Here is a 16116-nt window from a genome sequence, read left to right as displayed (position 1 = left end):
GCGGCCCTTTTCACAGCTTGGGCGGCCGGTCTCCTTGACCTGCATCAATTATTGCATCTTCGATTTAGCTTTACGTCGCAGAAAGCCGTGCGGCGTTGTCCGAGCGTGCGGCCTCGCGCCGCAGCCAGGCCAGGAAATCGCGCAGCGGCGGGCGATGCACGCCCGGACGGGTCACGAGGTAGTACCCTTTCTTGCGGTCATCCTCGAACAGCACCCGCAGGCGTCCGGCGCGCACGTCGTCCTGCACGAAGACCCCGGCGACGATGGCCACCCCGTGGCTCTGCCGCGCGGCTTCGAGGATCATGTTGCCGGGCAGGGTGGTGATGCCGTAGCCGCGCGACCGGCTGACCCCGTTCTGGGCCAGCCAGTCGGTGGTTTCGTTGGTGCCCAACTCCTGCAGCCAGTGGTAATGTTCGAGATCCGCCGGGCTGCGGATGGTCTTGCCCTCCACCAGCCGCGGCGAGGCGACGACGACGATGGGGCTGCGCACGAGCAGTTCGGCGTCGAGGCCGGGCCAGTTGCCGTTGCCATACCGCAGGGCGAGGTCGATGCCGCCGGGTTGCAGCGGCTTCACCGCGGCGGTCGGATCGACCATGAGGTCAATCTCCGGATGCTTCTCCCGGAAGCTGCCCATGCGCGGCATCAGCCAGGCGGAGGCGAAGGTGGGGGTGGTGGAAATCTGCAGCGGGCGGTCGGCGTCGGCGCCGGTGAGGGCTTCGACGGTCTGGATGATCTGCCCGAAGCCGTCGTGCAGCGCCTGCGCCAGAGCCTCGCCTTCCGCGGTCAGCGACAGGCTGCGCCCGGAGCGGTCAAGCAGGGCGAGGCCGAGGTGCGTTTCGAGACCGCGCATCTGCTGGCTGATCGCCGCGTGGGTGACGTTGAGCGCCTGCCCCGCCGCCTCGACCGAGCCGGTTTCCGCATAGGCGGCAAAGGCGCGCAGGGCGCTGAGCGGGGGGAGGCTGGTCCAGTTCATGCGTAAGCTCAGTTTACATGTTGCATTTATTGCTGAGTCGTCCGGAATGGGCGTTTGCTCCATAAAAGAAGGAGAAACGCCATCGAAGGAAGGATAGACCGATGTTCAGCGTCTTTGCAAAAACTTTACTGACTGCCACGCGGACCCCGACCGAGTTTCGGGACCGTGCCGATCTGCCGAAGCTGCGGTGGAGCGCCGAAGACCTACCGTTTCGCCAGCACGCGGGGCGGCGGAGCGGGCACGATGACTGATCCGTTCCTGCTCGCCCGGCCGCCCTGCGCCGGACGGCCGATGCCACCCGAGCAGCGGTATCGCTGGCTGGGTCGGCTGATGGGAAAATGAAAGGACGCCGGTGCTTCAGGAAACGCGCGAACAGGACGAAGCACCGGCGTCAGGCCCCAGCCTTGTGAGCGGGGTTTTCGAGTGACCGGGGGGAGGGCCCCGATCTATGTTCCGAGTTTCGCCGTTTCGTCGGTACGCGGCATTGATGCAAATCAAGTTGAGCGCGTTTATACGCGGTTTTTTGAATGTTATTTTGGATGCATGTTTTCACGGGTGGGCCCGGGCCTGTGAGAGAGGGTTGCGCTGCCGTAGGGCGTTTGGGCCAACACCCCGATTTCTTGAAAAGAAATCGGTCCGGACTCTTTGAAAGAGTCCGGTTCCGTCGTGCGTCCAGGGGTGAGCGCCTCCATCCATCCGCGCATGAAAAACGGGCCGGAGTGTCCTCCGGCCCGTCTCGCCAATGCGAAGGGACGTCTGGCGTTATTCGGAGGCTTCGCCGCCGCCGAGACCGTGGACATAGGTTGCCACGGCGCGAATCTCGGCTTCGGACAGGCGCTCGTTCCAGTTCGGCATGACGCCGTAGCGGGCGTTGTGCACCGTCTCCATCAGCGTGTCGTAGTCGTCGCCATAGAGCGTGATCGGGTCATTGAGACGCGGCGCGCCCTGGGCGCGGTCGCCGCCGCCGTCCTCGCCATGGCAGGAGGCGCAGTTGTCGGCGAAGACCGTGGCGCCCGCCTCGACCAGAGAGGCGTCGTTCGGCTCGCCGCCCGAGAGGGTCATCACGTAGTTGACCACCTGGGTGATCTGCTCCTCTTCGAGCAGCTCGTCGCGGCCGAAGGCGGGCATCTGCGACTGGCGCACCCAATCCTCGTCGGAGGGCTGACGCACGCCGACGGTGATCGTGGTGTGGATGGCCTCGATGGAGCCACCCCAGAGCCAGTCGTCGTCGAGCAGGTTCGGATAGCCCTTCGCCCCGTTCGCACCCGCGCCGTGACACTGGGCGCACCAGGTCTTGAACACGGCGGCCCCGGCGTTCTGCGCATAGGTGTTCAGCTCCGGATCGTCTGCGATGGCGGTCAGCTCGACGGAGGCGAGCTTTTCGTTGATCGCGGCGTTGCTTTCCTCGACCCGTGCAATCTCCTCGGCGACTTCGCCGCGGGTGGAGTAGCCCAGCACACCGGCAGTTGCCGAGTTCACCAGCGGCCAGGCCGGGTAGGCGATGGTGTAGCCGATGCCCCAGACGATGCAGGCATAGAAGGTGTACAGCCACCACTTCGGCAGCGGCTTGTTGTACTCCTGGATGCCGTCCCAGCTGTGTCCCGTCGTCTCGTAGTCGAGATTGTCGTTTTTCTTGTCACTCATGTCCCGACCTCCTTATTCGGCGGGTTTGTCTGCGCTGAACGGCGCAGGGCGATCATCGTGGCGGAACGGGATGTTCGCGATGTCGTCATGGACGGTCGTGGAGCCGGGCCGCAGGGCCCAGATCACGATGGCCGTGAAGAAGGCGAACATGCCCAGCAGCGCCCAGCTGTCGGCGAGTTCACGCAGGAAGGAATAGTGTTCCATCTCTCCCTCCCTTACCGGCTTGCGTCGGGCGTGAAGGTCGAGAAGTCGACCAGCGTGCCCAGCATCTGCAGGTAGGCGATTAGCGCGTCGGCCTCGGAGACCCCCGGCTGGCCGTCGAAGTTGCGCACGTTCACCTTCTCGCCGTAGCGTTCGAGCAGACCGTCGTAGTCGCTGTCCGGGTCCGCCTGTGCAGCGAAGTCGGCCTGGGCGGCTTCGATCATCTCGTCCGTGTAGGGCGTGCCGATAAACTTGTGCGTCGACATCAGGTCAGCAATGTACTCGCCGTCGATCAGCTTGGCTTCGAGGAAGCCGTACTTTGGCATGACCGACTCCGGCACCACCGATTGCGGGTTGCGCAGGTGGTCGACGTGCCATTCGTCCGAGTAGCGGTTGCCGACGCGGGCGAGGTCCGGCCCCGTCCGCTTGGAGCCCCACTGGAACGGGTGGTCGTATTGCGACTCTGCGGCGAGGCTGTAGTGCCCATACCGCTCCACCTCATCGCGCATCGGGCGGATCATCTGGCTGTGGCAGACATAGCAGCCTTCGCGCAGGTAGATCTCCCGGCCCGCCATTTCGAGCGGGGTATAGGGGCGCATGCCTTCCACGTCCTCGATGGTGTTGTCGAGGTAGAAGAGCGGCACGATCTGGACGAGCCCGCCGATGGTCACCACCAGGAAGGCGAAGATGGCCAGCAGCGTGACGTTCTTTTCCAAGATTGCGTGTTTTTCAAGAATTGCCATGTGTCCGGTCCTCCTTATTCGGCCGGAGTGGCGTGAGCGGCGGCGGCATCGGCTTCGACAGCCGGGGCCCGACGCGCGGTCATCCACAAGTTGTAGCACATGATGAGCGCACCCGACAGGAACAGGACGCCCCCGAGGCCACGGACAACATACATCGGGAACTTCGCGCCCACGGTGTCGGCGAAGGAGTTCACGAGGAAGCCGTTGGCATCCACTTCACGCCACATCAGGCCTTCCATGATGCCGGTCACCCACATGGAGGCGGCGTAGAAGACGATGCCGATGGTGGCGAGCCAGAAGTGCCAGGAGACGAGGCTCAGGCTGTACAGGCGCTCGCGGTTCCACAGTTTCGGCACGAGGTAGTAGAGTGCGCCGAAGGTGATCATGCCGTTCCAGCCAAGCGCGCCGGAGTGGACGTGACCGATGGTCCAGTCGGTGTAGTGCGACAGCGAGTTGACCGCGCGGATCGACATCATCGGACCTTCGAAGGTGGACATGCCGTAGAAGCCGACGGAAATCACCATCATCCGGATGACCGGGTCCGTGCGGAGCTTGTCCCATGCGCCGGAGAGCGTCATCAGACCGTTGATCATGCCACCCCAGGACGGCATCCAGAGCACCACGGAGAACACCATGCCGAGGGTCGAGGCCCAGTCCGGCAGCGCGGTGTAATGCAGGTGGTGCGGGCCGGCCCAGATGTAAAGGAAGATCAGCGCCCAGAAGTGGATGATCGACAGCTTGTAGGAGAACACCGGGCGCTCGGCCTGCTTGGGGATGAAGTAGTACATCATGCCGAGGAAGCCCGCGGTCAGGAAGAAGCCCACGGCGTTGTGGCCGTACCACCACTGCACCATGGCGTCCTGCACGCCGGAGAACACCTGCACCGACTTCGAGCCCCAGATGGAGACCGGGATGGCGATGTTGTTGAAGACGTGCAGCATGGCCACGGTCAGGATGAACGACAGGAAGAACCAGTTCGCCACGTAGATGTGCGGCTCCTTGCGCTTCACGATCGTGCCGACGAAGACCGCCAGATAGGCGAGCCAGACGATGGTCAGCCAGAGATCGACGTACCATTCGGGTTCCGCGTATTCCTTGCCGTGGGTCGAGCCGAGCAGGTAGCCGGTCGCGGCGAGCACGATCACCAGCTGATAGCCCCAGAACACGAACCAGGCGAGGTTGCCGCCCCAGAGGCGGGCGGCGGAGGTGCGCTGGACCACGTAGAAGGAGGTGGCGATCAGGGCGTTGCCGCCGAAGGCGAAGATCACCGCCGAGGTGTGCAGCGGCCGCAGGCGCCCGAAGTTGGCAAAGCCCTGCGCCCAGTCGAAGTTGAGCACCGGGAAGGCCAGCTGGAAGGCGATGAAGGTGCCGACCAGGAAGCCGACGACGCCCCAGAAGGCGGTTGCGATCACGCCGGCGCGGATCACGCCGTCCATGTATTCGTTTTGCGGATGGACCGCCGCGGTGTCTTCGTCGGTATTGCGCAGCGTCCAGATGAACAGGCCACCCGCGATCAGCAAGATCAGGAAGGCGTGGACCTGGTAAGCAAGGTCGCGCGCGTAATTGGTGCCGACCATCGCAAAGATCGCCACCAGACCAAGCGCGACAAGCTTGATGTAGTTTGACATGTTTCGTCCCTTCGTCTGTCCCTGCACGATTCGCGTTCCGCGCAGGCGGTTATTAGACTGACGGGGTTGTGCGATGTTCGGGTGAACCTAACCTTGATCTGCATCAATGGATTGCGACGCGGCTCTTGATGCGTGTCAAAGTGCGGCGATCTGCGCCGCGTTAGCGTGCAAAAAGGGAACCCGGTTTCGTGCCGGGGCAAACGCGAGGACGTGCCATGAGCTACAAGACCATTCTGACGGTTGTCACAGATCCCGATCTTGCCCGGAGCACCGTGGCCCATGCCGCGGCGGTGGCCGGAGGGGCGGATGCCCATCTGGATATCCTCTGTTTCGGCGTCGACCGGACCCAGACGGGATATTATTACGCCGGGGCCAACGCCATGGTGCTGCAGGAAACCCTGTCACGCGCCACCGCCGAGGGAGAGGCGCTGGCGACGCAGGTGAAAGACCTGATGAAACAATACGATCTGCGCTGGTCCGTCGAGCATGGCGTCGCGCAGCTCGCCGACATCGGCCGCCATGTGGCATCGCGGGCGCGGTTCGCGGACCTCGTGGTGCTGCCCAAGCCCTATGGCGATGGCCATGGCGTGGAGCTCGAGCCGGTGGTCGAAGGCGCGCTGTTCGAGGGGCAGGTGCCCGTGGTGGTCTGCCCGGATGACGTCGACACCCCCACCGCGCCGAAGCGCATCGTGATCGGCTGGAACGAGAGTCCCGAGGCGCTGCGGGCGATCCGCGCCGCCCTGCCGGTGCTGAAACAGGCGGACATCGTGCATGTGGTGGTCATCGACCCGCCGCAGCACGGCCCGAACCGCTCCGACCCGGGCGGCATGGTCTCGCAGTTCCTGACGCGCCACGGCGTGAAGGCGGAGATCGACGTGCTGTCCAAGACCATGCCCCGCGTGTCCGACGTGCTGATGCGGCATGCGACCGACGTGGATGCCGACATGGTGGTCATGGGCGCCTACGGCCATTCGCGCTTCCGCGAGGCGATCCTCGGCGGGGCGACGCGCAACATGCTGGAGCGGGCCAACATCACCGTCTTCATGGCGCACTGATCCAGCGGCAGGCGGTCCGCATTTTTTGGAGGGACTCCGCGATTCTCCTGTAAGCTGCATACGCGAAACGGGAGAATCGTCATGTCATATGTATCGGGCTTTCTGGCCGCCGTGCCGGAAGCGAACAAGGACGCCTATCTGGAAATGGCCAAGGCGTCCTGGCCGCTGTTCAAGGATTACGGCGCCGTCGCCATGGTCGAGAACTGGGAAGAGGATGTCCCGGATGGCGAGGTCACGTCCTTCCCGATGGCGGTCAAGCGTCAGGACGGCGAGAAGATCGTGTTTTCCTGGATCATCTGGCCGGACAAGGCCGCCGCCGATGCCTGCTGGGGCTCCATGCAGACCGATCCGCGCTGGCAGCAGGCCATGACCATGCCCTTCGACGGCAAGCGCATGATCTTCGGCAACTTCGATACGCTGATCAGTTTCGGCGCGTGACGGCCTGAGGGGTCAGGCAAAGACCCCGCCGTCGGCGTCGTCTCCGGCCTCTTCCAGCAGGCGGCCCATGTCCGGGATGGTCACGTGCCGCTTGCCCTCCAGTTCGATCACGCCATCCTTCTTCAGCGCGGAGATCTGCCGCGAGACCGTCTCCAGCGTCAGGCCGAGGTAATCGGCCATGGCCTCCCGCGTCAGCGGCAGGTCGAACACCAGCGGCCCGTCGGAACCCTTGAGCTTCAGCGTCGCGTCGCGGCGGGCGATGATCGACAGCAGGGAGGCGATCTTTTCCCGCGCCGTCTTGCGCCCCAGCACCAGCATCCACTCCCGCGCCGCGTCGAGCTCGTCCAGCGTCATTTCCAGAAGGCGTTGCGCGATATGCGGCGTCCGGCCCATCATGTCCTCGAACGGCGACTTGCGGAAACAGCACATCACCAGGTCGGTGGTCGCCACCACGTCATAGGCCGCCGTCTCGCGCCCCGGACGACCGACGAAATCGGACGGCAGCAGCAGGCCCACCATCTGGGTCCGGCCGTCCTCCATGGTCTGGGTCAGCGTGGCGATGCCGGACACCACGGAGCCGACGAATTCCATGCGGTCGCCGGACCAGATCACGGTCTGGCCGGCTTCGAACTTGCGGTAATACTTGATCTCTTCGAGACGCTCGAGCTCGTCCGTCTCGCAACGGGCACAAACGGCGCGGTGACGGATCGGGCAACTGTCACACTGTTGCGTCGTCGCGAGACTGCGTTCGTTCAGCATTGGCGTCCTCGTCTTGATCTGGGTCAATGTCCCGTGCCTCCCGGCGTCTTAAGTCTACGCGCATGGATACGCGAACACAACTCGCCCGGCTGGGCCTCTTCGACGCGAAAGTACCGCGGTACACGTCTTATCCGACAGCGCCACATTTCGCAGGCGGGGTCGGTCCGGACACGTTCGCCGGATGGATCGAGTCTCTTCCCCAAGATGGGGAAATTTCCCTTTATTTGCACGTGCCTTTCTGCCGCAGGCTGTGCTGGTTCTGCGCTTGCCGCACGCAGGGCACGGCCACGCTCAGCCCCGTCGAGGCCTATGTGCAGACGCTCAAGGCGGAGTTGAAACTGCTGCGCCGCCATCTGCCACGGGGCGTGAAAATGTCGCGCCTGCATTGGGGCGGAGGGACCCCGACGCTGCTCTCTCCCGAGATGATGAAGGCGCTGATAGACGCCATCCGTTCGGTCGCGGATTTTTCCGAAAACGCCGAGTTTTCGGTGGAGATCGACCCGAACGAGATTGATGGCGCGCGGCTGGACGTGCTGGCGGCGGGCGGCATGAACCGGGCGTCGATCGGCGTGCAGGACTTCGACCCGCAGATACAGGAAACCATCGGCCGCCCGCAGGGGTTCGAGATCACCAAGCAGGCGGTCGAGATGATCCGCGAGCGCGGCGTGCGCAGCCTCAATGCCGACATCCTTTTCGGCCTGCCGCATCAGTCGGCGGCGAAGATCACGGAGACGGTGCAGAAGCTGCTGAGCTTCAACCCCGATCGCGTCGCGCTCTACGGCTATGCGCATGTGCCCTGGATGGCCAAGCGCCAGCAGTTGATCCCCTCCGAGGCGCTGCCCACTCCGACGGAGCGGCTCGCGCTGTTCGAGGTGGCGCAGCGGCTGTTCCTTTGGGACGGGTACGAGGAAATCGGCATCGACCACTTCGCGCAGCCTTCGGATGGCCTCGCCATCGCCAGGAAGGTCGGCAGGCTGCGGCGCAATTTCCAGGGGTATACGGACGATACGGCCTCTGCCCTGATCGGTATCGGCGCTTCGTCGATTTCCCGCTTCCCGCAAGGGTTTGCGCAGAATGCCCCGGCAACCGGGGCGCATACAACGGCGATCCGCGACGGGCGCTTCGCGACCACGCGCGGCCATGTCTTCCAGGGCGACGACCTGCTCCGCAGCCGCCTGATCGAGATGGTCATGTGCGATTTCCGCGTCGACGTGGCGGAGATCCTGCGCGATTTCTCCATCTCCCGGACGGCCTTGATGGCCATGCTGCGGGAGGCGAATGCACAGTTCGACTCGCTGCTCGTGGTTGACGAGGATGGCCTGACGATCCCTGAAAAGGTGCGGCCGCTGACCCGGCTGGTGGCGCGGGCCTTCGATGCCTATGACCTGAGCAAGGCCGGGCATTCCTCAGCGATCTGAAGCCCGGTCCTCCAGCGCCTTTCCCCATGTCTTCAGCAAGGCGGTGAGCGCGGTGCGTTCGCCGCCGCGCAGCCCTTCGACCAGGCGGTGCTGGTTGGCGACGTGATCGGCCACCGCCACGTCGATCAGATCAAAACCCTTGTCGGTCAGCGCCACGATGAAGCCGCGCCCGTCCTCCGGGTTCGGCCTGCGCTCCAGCAGCCCGGCTTTTTCCAGCTTGTCCAGACGGTTGGTCATGGTCCCCGAGGTCACCATGGTCGAGGCCAGCAGCGACTTGATGTCGAGCGCGTGAGGCGGGCCGGCGCGGCGCAGCGTGGCAAGCACGTCGAAACCGGCGGCGCTCAGCCCGTGTTTCTCGAACACTTGTTCATGGGCTGCCCGCAGCGCGGCGGCAAGCCGCGACAGCCGCCCGATCAAGCCCATGGGGGCCACGTCAAGGTCCGGACGCTCGCGGCGCCATTGCTCCAGAATGCGGTCGACATCGTCCATGGCGGCAGGGTAGGGAGTTTAATCTTGACGTCAAGATAAATGAGAGTATCTTGACGTCAAGATAAATCCATCGAAGGAGACCGCCCCATGACACGCAACCGGGACATCCTGCTCACGGCCCTCGCGCCCGCCGCCTGGGGCGCGACCTATATCGTCAGCACCGAACTGCTGCCCGGCGCGCCGACGCTGACCGTCGCGGCGCTTCGGGCGTTGCCAGCGGGGCTGATCCTGCTGGCGCTCACCCGGGCCTTGCCGGGGCGGGACTGGATCGGGCGGGTTTTCGTGCTGGGCGCACTCAACTTCGCGATCTTCTTTGCCTGCCTCTTTGCCGCGGCCTATCGCCTTCCGGGCGGCGTCGCGGCGACGCTCGGCGCGGTGCAGCCGCTGATCGTGCTGCTGCTGGCGTGGCTCTGGATCAACGCACCGCTGACCTGGGCGGCGGCTTCGGCGGCGCTCATGGGGTTGATCGGTGTCGGGATGCTGATCCTCGGCCCCGGCGCGGCCTTCGACTGGATCGGCATTGCCGCCGCGCTGGTCGGCGCGGTGTCCATGGCGGCGGGCACTGTCCTGACGCGGCGCTGGCAGCCGCCGGTGCCGCCGCTGACCTTCACAGCCTGGCAACTCACGGCGGGGGGGATCCTGCTGGTGCCGATGGCGCTCATCGTCGACCCGCGCCTGCCGGTGATGGACACGCGCGGCGTGCTCGGTTTGCTGTGGCTCGGCACCGCCGGGGGCGCGTTGGCTTATTGGGCCTTCTTCCGCGGCATCTCCCGCCTGGGTCCCTCCGCTGTCGCGGCGCTCGGTTTCCTCAGTCCGCTCTCGGCGGTGCTGCTCGGCTGGGTGATCCTCGGGCAGGCGCTCACGCCGCTACAGATGCTCGGCGCGGCGCTGGTGCTCGGCTCGGTCTGGGCGGGGCAGAGGGCAAACCGCCCTCAGCCCACTGGCTCGAGGAACGCGGCATTGAACAGGGCGCGGGTGTAGGGGTCCTGCGGATTGGCAAAGACATCCGCTGCGTCGCCGCTTTCCACCACGTCGCCCTGTTTCATCACGATGACCTTGTGGCTCATCGCCCGCACGACCTTCAGGTCATGGCTGATGAACAGGTAAGCGAGGTTGTACTTCGCTTGAAGTTTGCGCAACAGATCGACGATCTGCACCTGCACGGTCATGTCGAGTGCACTGGTCGGCTCGTCCAGCACCACGAGGCGCGGCCGCAGCACCATGGCGCGGGCGATGGCGATGCGCTGGCGCTGGCCGCCGGAGAATTCGTGCGGATAACGGTGCATCGTCGCCGGATCGAGGCCAACCTCCGTCATCACCTCCGTCACCAACTCCCGCGCCGGCCGGCCATCGGGGGAGCCGTGCACGCCAAGCCCCTCCGCAATGATCTGCTCGCAGGTCATGCGGGGGGAGAGGGAGCCGAAGGGGTCCTGAAAGACGATCTGCATTTCCGAGCGCAGCCGCCGCAGCTGCCGGGTCGGCCATTGCCGCACGTCCTCGCCCCGGAAATGGATGCCGCCCTCCGACTGGATCAGCCGCATGATGGCAAGCGCCAGCGTGGTCTTGCCCGAGCCGCTTTCGCCCACGATGCCGACGGTTTCCCCGGCGCGGACCATCATTGTCGCGTCATTGACCGCCTTGACGTAGCCCACCGTGCGTTTGAGAAGCCCTTGCTGGATCGGGAACCAGATCTTCAGGTGGTCCGTCCGCGCGATCTCCTCCGCGCCCTCCGGAACCGGCTCGGGCAGGCCGGTGCTCTCCGCAGACAAAAGCATCTGCGTGTAGGGGTGCTGCGGATTGCCGAAAATCTCCGCCGTCGGCCCCTGTTCGACGATCTCGCCGTTCTTCATCACGCAGACCCGGTCCGCGAACTTGCGCACGATGGTGAGGTCATGGGTGATGAAAAGCAGGCTCATCTGTTCGGCCTGCTTTAGCTCCGCCAGCAGTTGCAGGATTTGGGCCTGAATGGTGACGTCGAGCGCGGTGGTCGGCTCGTCGGCGATCAGAAGGTCCGGGCCGTTGGCCAGCGCCATGGCGATCATCACCCGCTGCCGCTGCCCGCCGGAGAGCTGGTGCGGGTAAGCGGAGAGGCGCGATTCCGGATCGCGGATGCCCACCTTGGTCAGCAGGTCGATGATCCGCGCGCGCGCCTTCGCCCCGGTCAGGCCCTGATGCAGCAGCAGGCTCTCGCCCAGCTGCTTTTCCAGCGTGTGCAGGGGGTTGAGCGAGGTCATCGGCTCCTGGAAGATGAAGCTGATGTCATTGCCCCGGACCTTGCGCAGGAGCTTGTCGGACGCGCCGATCATCTCCTGCCCTTCGTAGATCACCGATCCCTCGACCTGCGCGGCATCGCCCAGCAGGGAGACGGTGGAGAGGGCGGTGACCGATTTGCCCGAGCCGGACTCGCCGACCAGCGCCACGGTTTCGCCGCGCTGGATGTCGAAGCTGACACCCTTCACGGCCATGGTGCTCCGGCCATCCTGACGGAAGGAGACCTTGAGGTCCTTCACCTGAAGAATTGCGCTCATGTGAAGGTCTTCCGGGGGTCGAAGGCATCGCGCACGCCTTCGAAGATGAAGACGAGCAGGGAGAGCATCACCGCAAACACGGTGAAGGCGGTGAAGGCGAGCCAGGGAGCCTGCAGGTTCTGCTTGGCCTGAAGCGTGAGTTCCCCGAGCGAGGGCGCCGAGGAGGGCAGGCCGAAGCCGAGGAAATCGAGGCCGGCGAGGGCGCTGATGGTGCCGGTCACGATGAACGGCAGCATGGTCAGCGTCGCCACCATGGCGTTGGGCAGCATGTGGCGGAACATGATGGTCCAGTTACTGACCCCCAGAGCGCGGGCGGCGCGGACGTATTCGAGGTTCCTTGCTCGCAGGAATTCCGCCCGGACGACGCCGACGAGGGCGGTCCAGCCGAAGAGGATGGAGAGGATCACCAGAAGCCAGAAGCTGCGCCCGAGGATCGCGAAGAGGATGATGATGACATAGATCGAAGGGGTTGCGCCCCAGATCTCGATCAGCCGCTGGAAGATCAGGTCGAGCCAGCCGCCGAAGAAGCCCTGCAGCGCCCCGGCGATGATGCCGATGATCGAGGCGCAGACGGTGACGATCAGGGTGAACAGAATGGATAGGCGGAAGCCGTAGATCACCCGTGCCAGCACGTCGCGCTTCGTGTCATCGGTGCCGAGCCAGTTCTGTCCGTTCGGGGGCAGGGGGGCGGCGCCGGGGCGGTCCACCGGGGTGGTGTAGCTGTAGGGGATCAGCGGCCAGAGCATCCAGCCTTTCCGGAAATCGCCCTCCAGCGTTTCGCCGTTGTCGACAGCCTCCAGCAGCGTGTCGGGATCGTCGAAACAGTCCTCGATGCCGCCGGTGCGGATCAGGCAGCGCACTTCCGGGTCGCGGTAGGCGGCCTCGGTCCGGAAGTCGCCGCCGAACTCGGTCTCCGGGTAGAAGTTGAAGATCGGCGTGTAATACTCGCCGCGATAGTTGACGAGGATCGGCTTGTCGTTGGCGATGAACTCCGCGAACAACGAAAGAACAAAGAACACGAGGAAAATCCACAGCGACCAGAACGCCCGCCCATTGCGCCGGAAGTTGCGCCAGCGGCGCTGGTTCAGCGGCGACAGGGTGAAGCGGCCCCGGGTTTCCGGGATCGGACCGGCACCTGGTTCGGGCTGCGGCTGAATGCCGTCGTGATCGGGATCGGGTTGCAGCGCCATGGTCTCAGCCCTCCCGCTTTTCGAAGTCGATGCGCGGATCGACGAAGACATACATCAGGTCCGACAGGATGTTCACCACGAGACCGATCAGGCCGAAGATGAACAGCGTGCCGAAGATCACCGGGTAGTCCCGCGCCACCGCCGCCTCGAAACCGAGCCGTCCGAGGCCATCGAGCGAGAAGATCGTCTCGATGATGAGCGAGCCGGAGAAGAACACGCCGATGAACACCGCCGGGAAACCCGCGATGACGATCAGCATGGCATTGCGGAAGACATGGCCGTAGAGCACCTGCCGCTCGTTCAGCCCCTTGGCGCGGGCGGTCATGACGTAGTGCTTCTTGATCTCGTCGAGAAAGCTGTTCTTGGTCAGCAGGGTCAGCGTAGCAAAGGCCGAAATGGTGGAGGCGATCACTGGCAGGGCGATGTGCCAGATGTAATCGGTGATCTTGCCGAAGAAACCGAGCTCGCTCCAATTGTCGGAGGTCAGGCCGCGCAGCGGAAAGATCTGCCAGTAGCTGCCGCCCGCGAAAAGCACCAAAAGCAGGATGGCGAAGAGGAAGCCGGGGATGGCGTAGGCGACGATGATGGCGCCGGAGGTCCATGTGTCGAAGCTGGAGCCGTCCTTCACCGCCTTGCGGATGCCGAGCGGGATCGAGATGATATAGGCGATCAGCGTGGACCACAGGCCGAGGCTGATGGAGACTGGCATTTTCTCGATCACGAGGTCGATGACGGAGATCGAGCGGAAGTAACTCTCGCCGAAGTCCAGCGTCATGTAGTTCCACATCATGTTCAGGAAGCGTTCGAGCGGCGGCTTGTCGAAGCCGAATTCCTTTTCCAGCTGGGCGATGAAATCCGGCGGCAGGCCACGGCGGCCGACGCCGTCCTCGCCCACGGCGGCCACCTCGCCGCCGCCGCCCGCGATACCCTGAAAGACGTCGCCCTCGCCCTCGATCTGGGCGATGATCTGCTCGATCGGCCCGCCGGGGACGAACTGCACGAGGGCGAAGTTGATGACCATGATCCCGATCAGAGTCGGGATGATGAGCAGCAGTCGGCGAAGGATATAGGCGCCCATGGCGGATTAAAGCGCTCCGGCGTCGCGCAGGCGCTGCGCCTTTTGCTCGTCCCACCACCAGATCGACGACTCGCCCATCGACAGCGGGGGCGGATTGTCGGTGTAGGGGCGGTCAAAGACATCGCGGTAGGCGATGTTGTGAACACCCTTGGCCCATTGCGGCACCCAGATATGCATGGCGCGCAACACCCGGTCGAGCGCCTTGACGGCGGTATCCAGCTCTTCGCGCGACTTGGCGTCGGCGATGATGCGGATCAGCTTGTCCACACCCTCGTTGGAGAGGCCCGCCACGTTGACCGAGCCGGGCGTGTTGACGGAGGCGGAGCCGAAGATCTGCTGGAGTTCGTCGCCGGGGGTCTGCGACATGGCAAACCGCTGGGTGACCATATCGTAATCGAAGTTCTTCTCGCGCTCCTGGCTTTCGGCATTGTCGACCCGGTTGTGTACCGCATCGACGCCGAGACGGCGCAGGTTTTCGATATAGGGGTTGATGATCCGGTCAAAGCCGGGCGCGTCGTTGAGGATTTCGACGGTCAGCTTCTTGCCGTCCTTGTAGCGGATGCCGTCGTCGCCGACGATCCAGCCGGCGTCCTCCAGCAGTTTGCCGGCCCGGCGCAGCTGGCGGCGGTCCGCGAGGTCGGCGGCATCCGATTCCGCCGGAACGAAGGCGGGTTCGGTGAAGACGGTTTCGGGGAAATACTCGCGCAGCGGCTCGAGGATGGCGAGTTCCGCCTCCGATGGCATGCCGGTGGCCTCGAGCGTCGGAGAGTTCTCCCAGAAGCTGTCCGTGCGCTGGTAGAGGCCGTAGAACAGCGATTCATTCGACCATTCGAAGTTGAACGCCATGCCGATGGCCTCGCGCACGCGCGGATCCTTGAACTTGTCGCGGCGCAGGTTGAACCAGAAGCCCTGCGTGCCCGCCGGGCGGCCATCGGTCAGGGTTTCCTTGATCACGTAGCCTTCTTCGATGGCCGGGAAGTCATAGGCCGTGGCCCAGTCCTTCGAGGTGTACTCCTCGCGGAACAGGTAGGCGCCGCCCTTGAAGGCTTCGAGCGCGGTCGTGTAGTCGGCGTAATACTCGAACCGGATGGTCTCGAAGTTGTTCTGACCGCGGTTCACCGGCAGGTCCTTCGCCCAGTAGTCGTCGCGGAGTCGGTAGGTCACGGAGGACCCCGGCTTCACGTCTTCGAGCAGGTAAGGCCCGGAGCCGACCGGGGGTGTCAAGCTGCTCTCGGTGAAATCCACGGTTTCGTAGTATTTCTCCGACAGGATCGGAATGCCGCCCGCGGTCATGAGCAATTCGCGCAGCGGTCCTTCGGGATCGAAGGTGAACTTGACCGTGTGATCGTCGATCACCTCAACGCCGGTGAAATACTGGAAGGTGGTCTTGAAGGAGGGGCGGCCCTTGTCCTTCAGGATATTGTAGGAAAACGCCACGTCCTGTGCCCGAACCGGGGTGCCGTCGGAGAACATCGCCTCCGGGCGCATGTGGAAGATCACCCAGGAGCGGTCTTCGGGGTATTCGAGGCTTTCGGCCACGAGGCCGTACATGGCGTCCGGTTCCTCGAGGTTGCCGGTCATCAGGCTGTCGAAGAAAACCGACGCGCCCGCCGCCGCGTTGCCCTTGAGGATATAGGGCGTCAGGCTGTCGAAGGTCCCGAAGGCCCAGGTCGAGAACTCGCCGCCCTTGGGCGCGTCCGGGTTGACGTAGTCGAAATGCGTGAAGCCCGCGTCATACTTGAGGTTGCCGAAGGTCGAGACGCCGTGGGACCGGATGACATCCTGCGCAAAGGCGGAGGTTGCCGCGAACGCCAGCATCAGCGCCCCGAGGGCGAGGCCGGTCATCCTGGTGCGGGATGGCAGAGCGAGGCTCTGGGTTCGGGCTGCGGTGCGCTGCATGTGCTCTCCCCTTACGTTGCGGTCCGTTTTCGGCCTGTTAACCAAGTTATTGGTGCTAGCCTTGCATTGATCA

General features: G+C 64.5%; 15 protein-coding genes. 4 read left to right on the top strand and 11 right to left on the bottom strand.

Features of this window, described 5'->3' with window-relative positions:
• Positions 1-70: 70 nt before the first annotated feature.
• The 5 genes from ACP159_RS11045 to ccoN form a co-directional block, all read right to left on the bottom strand.
• Positions 71-973 (bottom strand): LysR family transcriptional regulator, encoded by a 903-nt coding sequence (locus ACP159_RS11045; RefSeq protein WP_425099766.1) that lies wholly within the window; start codon positions 971-973, stop codon positions 71-73.
• 762 nt (positions 974-1735) lie between these two features.
• Positions 1736-2617 carry a cytochrome-c oxidase, cbb3-type subunit III gene (ccoP, locus tag ACP159_RS11040; protein WP_425099765.1) on the bottom strand — a complete coding sequence of 294 codons (882 nt, stop codon included), beginning with the start codon at positions 2615-2617 and terminating at the stop codon, positions 1736-1738.
• A gap of 12 nt (positions 2618-2629) precedes the next feature.
• On the bottom strand, positions 2630-2821 hold the full coding sequence (locus ACP159_RS11035) for a cbb3-type cytochrome c oxidase subunit 3 (protein WP_425099764.1): 192 nt from the start codon (positions 2819-2821) through the stop codon (positions 2630-2632).
• Between the two features lie 11 nt (positions 2822-2832).
• Entirely contained in the window at positions 2833-3561 is a 729-nt protein-coding gene (ccoO, locus tag ACP159_RS11030; protein ID WP_425099763.1) for a cytochrome-c oxidase, cbb3-type subunit II, read from the bottom strand.
• A 14-nt stretch (positions 3562-3575) separates the two neighbouring features.
• Entirely contained in the window at positions 3576-5189 is a 1614-nt protein-coding gene (gene ccoN / locus ACP159_RS11025) for a cytochrome-c oxidase, cbb3-type subunit I (protein ID WP_425099762.1), read from the bottom strand.
• Positions 5190-5404: 215 nt separating this feature from the next.
• On the opposite strand from ccoN, the gene ACP159_RS11020 reads away from it, so the two are divergent.
• Together ACP159_RS11020 and ACP159_RS11015 are read left to right on the top strand one after the other, a co-directional pair.
• Positions 5405-6244, top strand: a complete 840-nt coding sequence (locus ACP159_RS11020) for a universal stress protein (RefSeq protein ID WP_425099760.1) — start codon at positions 5405-5407, stop codon at positions 6242-6244.
• An 81-nt stretch (positions 6245-6325) separates the two neighbouring features.
• On the top strand, positions 6326-6682 hold the full coding sequence (locus tag ACP159_RS11015) for a DUF1428 domain-containing protein (protein WP_425099759.1): 357 nt from the start codon (positions 6326-6328) through the stop codon (positions 6680-6682).
• Between the two features lie 12 nt (positions 6683-6694).
• Here ACP159_RS11015 and fnrL read toward each other — a convergent pair whose 3' ends face one another.
• The gene (gene fnrL, locus ACP159_RS11010) at positions 6695-7441 is read right to left on the bottom strand and encodes a transcriptional regulator FnrL (protein ID WP_425099757.1); all 747 of its coding nucleotides are present in this window, start codon (positions 7439-7441) and stop codon (positions 6695-6697) included.
• Positions 7442-7503: 62 nt separating this feature from the next.
• On the opposite strand from fnrL, the gene hemN reads away from it, so the two are divergent.
• Positions 7504-8859 (top strand): oxygen-independent coproporphyrinogen III oxidase, encoded by a 1356-nt coding sequence (gene hemN, locus ACP159_RS11005; protein ID WP_425099756.1) that lies wholly within the window; start codon positions 7504-7506, stop codon positions 8857-8859.
• Here hemN and ACP159_RS11000 read toward each other — a convergent pair.
• Entirely contained in the window at positions 8848-9348 is a 501-nt protein-coding gene (locus ACP159_RS11000) for a MarR family winged helix-turn-helix transcriptional regulator (RefSeq protein WP_425099755.1), read from the bottom strand. The two genes, hemN and ACP159_RS11000, sit on opposite strands and share 12 nt — an antisense overlap.
• Before the next feature lie 87 nt (positions 9349-9435).
• Between ACP159_RS11000 and ACP159_RS10995 the strand changes: the two genes are divergently transcribed.
• Positions 9436-10329 carry an EamA family transporter gene (locus ACP159_RS10995; protein ID WP_425099754.1) on the top strand — a complete coding sequence of 298 codons (894 nt, stop codon included), beginning with the start codon at positions 9436-9438 and terminating at the stop codon, positions 10327-10329.
• On the opposite strand, the gene ACP159_RS10990 is transcribed toward ACP159_RS10995, so the two are convergent.
• From ACP159_RS10990 to ACP159_RS10975, 4 genes are read right to left on the bottom strand one after another with little or no spacing between them, the layout of a single operon-like run.
• Positions 10281-11876, bottom strand: a complete 1596-nt coding sequence (locus tag ACP159_RS10990) for an ABC transporter ATP-binding protein (RefSeq protein WP_425099753.1) — start codon at positions 11874-11876, stop codon at positions 10281-10283. The genes ACP159_RS10995 and ACP159_RS10990 overlap by 49 nt on opposite strands.
• Positions 11873-13066, bottom strand: coding sequence for an ABC transporter permease (locus ACP159_RS10985; RefSeq protein WP_425099752.1), 1194 nt, complete (start codon positions 13064-13066; stop codon positions 11873-11875). The genes ACP159_RS10990 and ACP159_RS10985 overlap by 4 nt, the downstream gene beginning before the upstream one ends.
• A gap of 4 nt (positions 13067-13070) precedes the next feature.
• A complete protein-coding gene (locus ACP159_RS10980) occupies positions 13071-14144 on the bottom strand; it encodes a microcin C ABC transporter permease YejB (RefSeq protein ID WP_425099751.1) in 1074 nt (357 codons plus the stop codon).
• A gap of 6 nt (positions 14145-14150) precedes the next feature.
• A complete protein-coding gene (locus ACP159_RS10975) occupies positions 14151-16043 on the bottom strand; it encodes an extracellular solute-binding protein (RefSeq protein ID WP_425099750.1) in 1893 nt (630 codons plus the stop codon).
• Positions 16044-16116: the final 73 nt, after the last annotated feature.

It is taken from the genome of Tropicibacter sp. S64 (genome assembly GCF_049803835.1).
GTDB lineage: Bacteria > Pseudomonadota > Alphaproteobacteria > Rhodobacterales > Rhodobacteraceae > Pacificoceanicola.
This window is presented reverse-complemented; position numbering and strand designations above follow the sequence as displayed.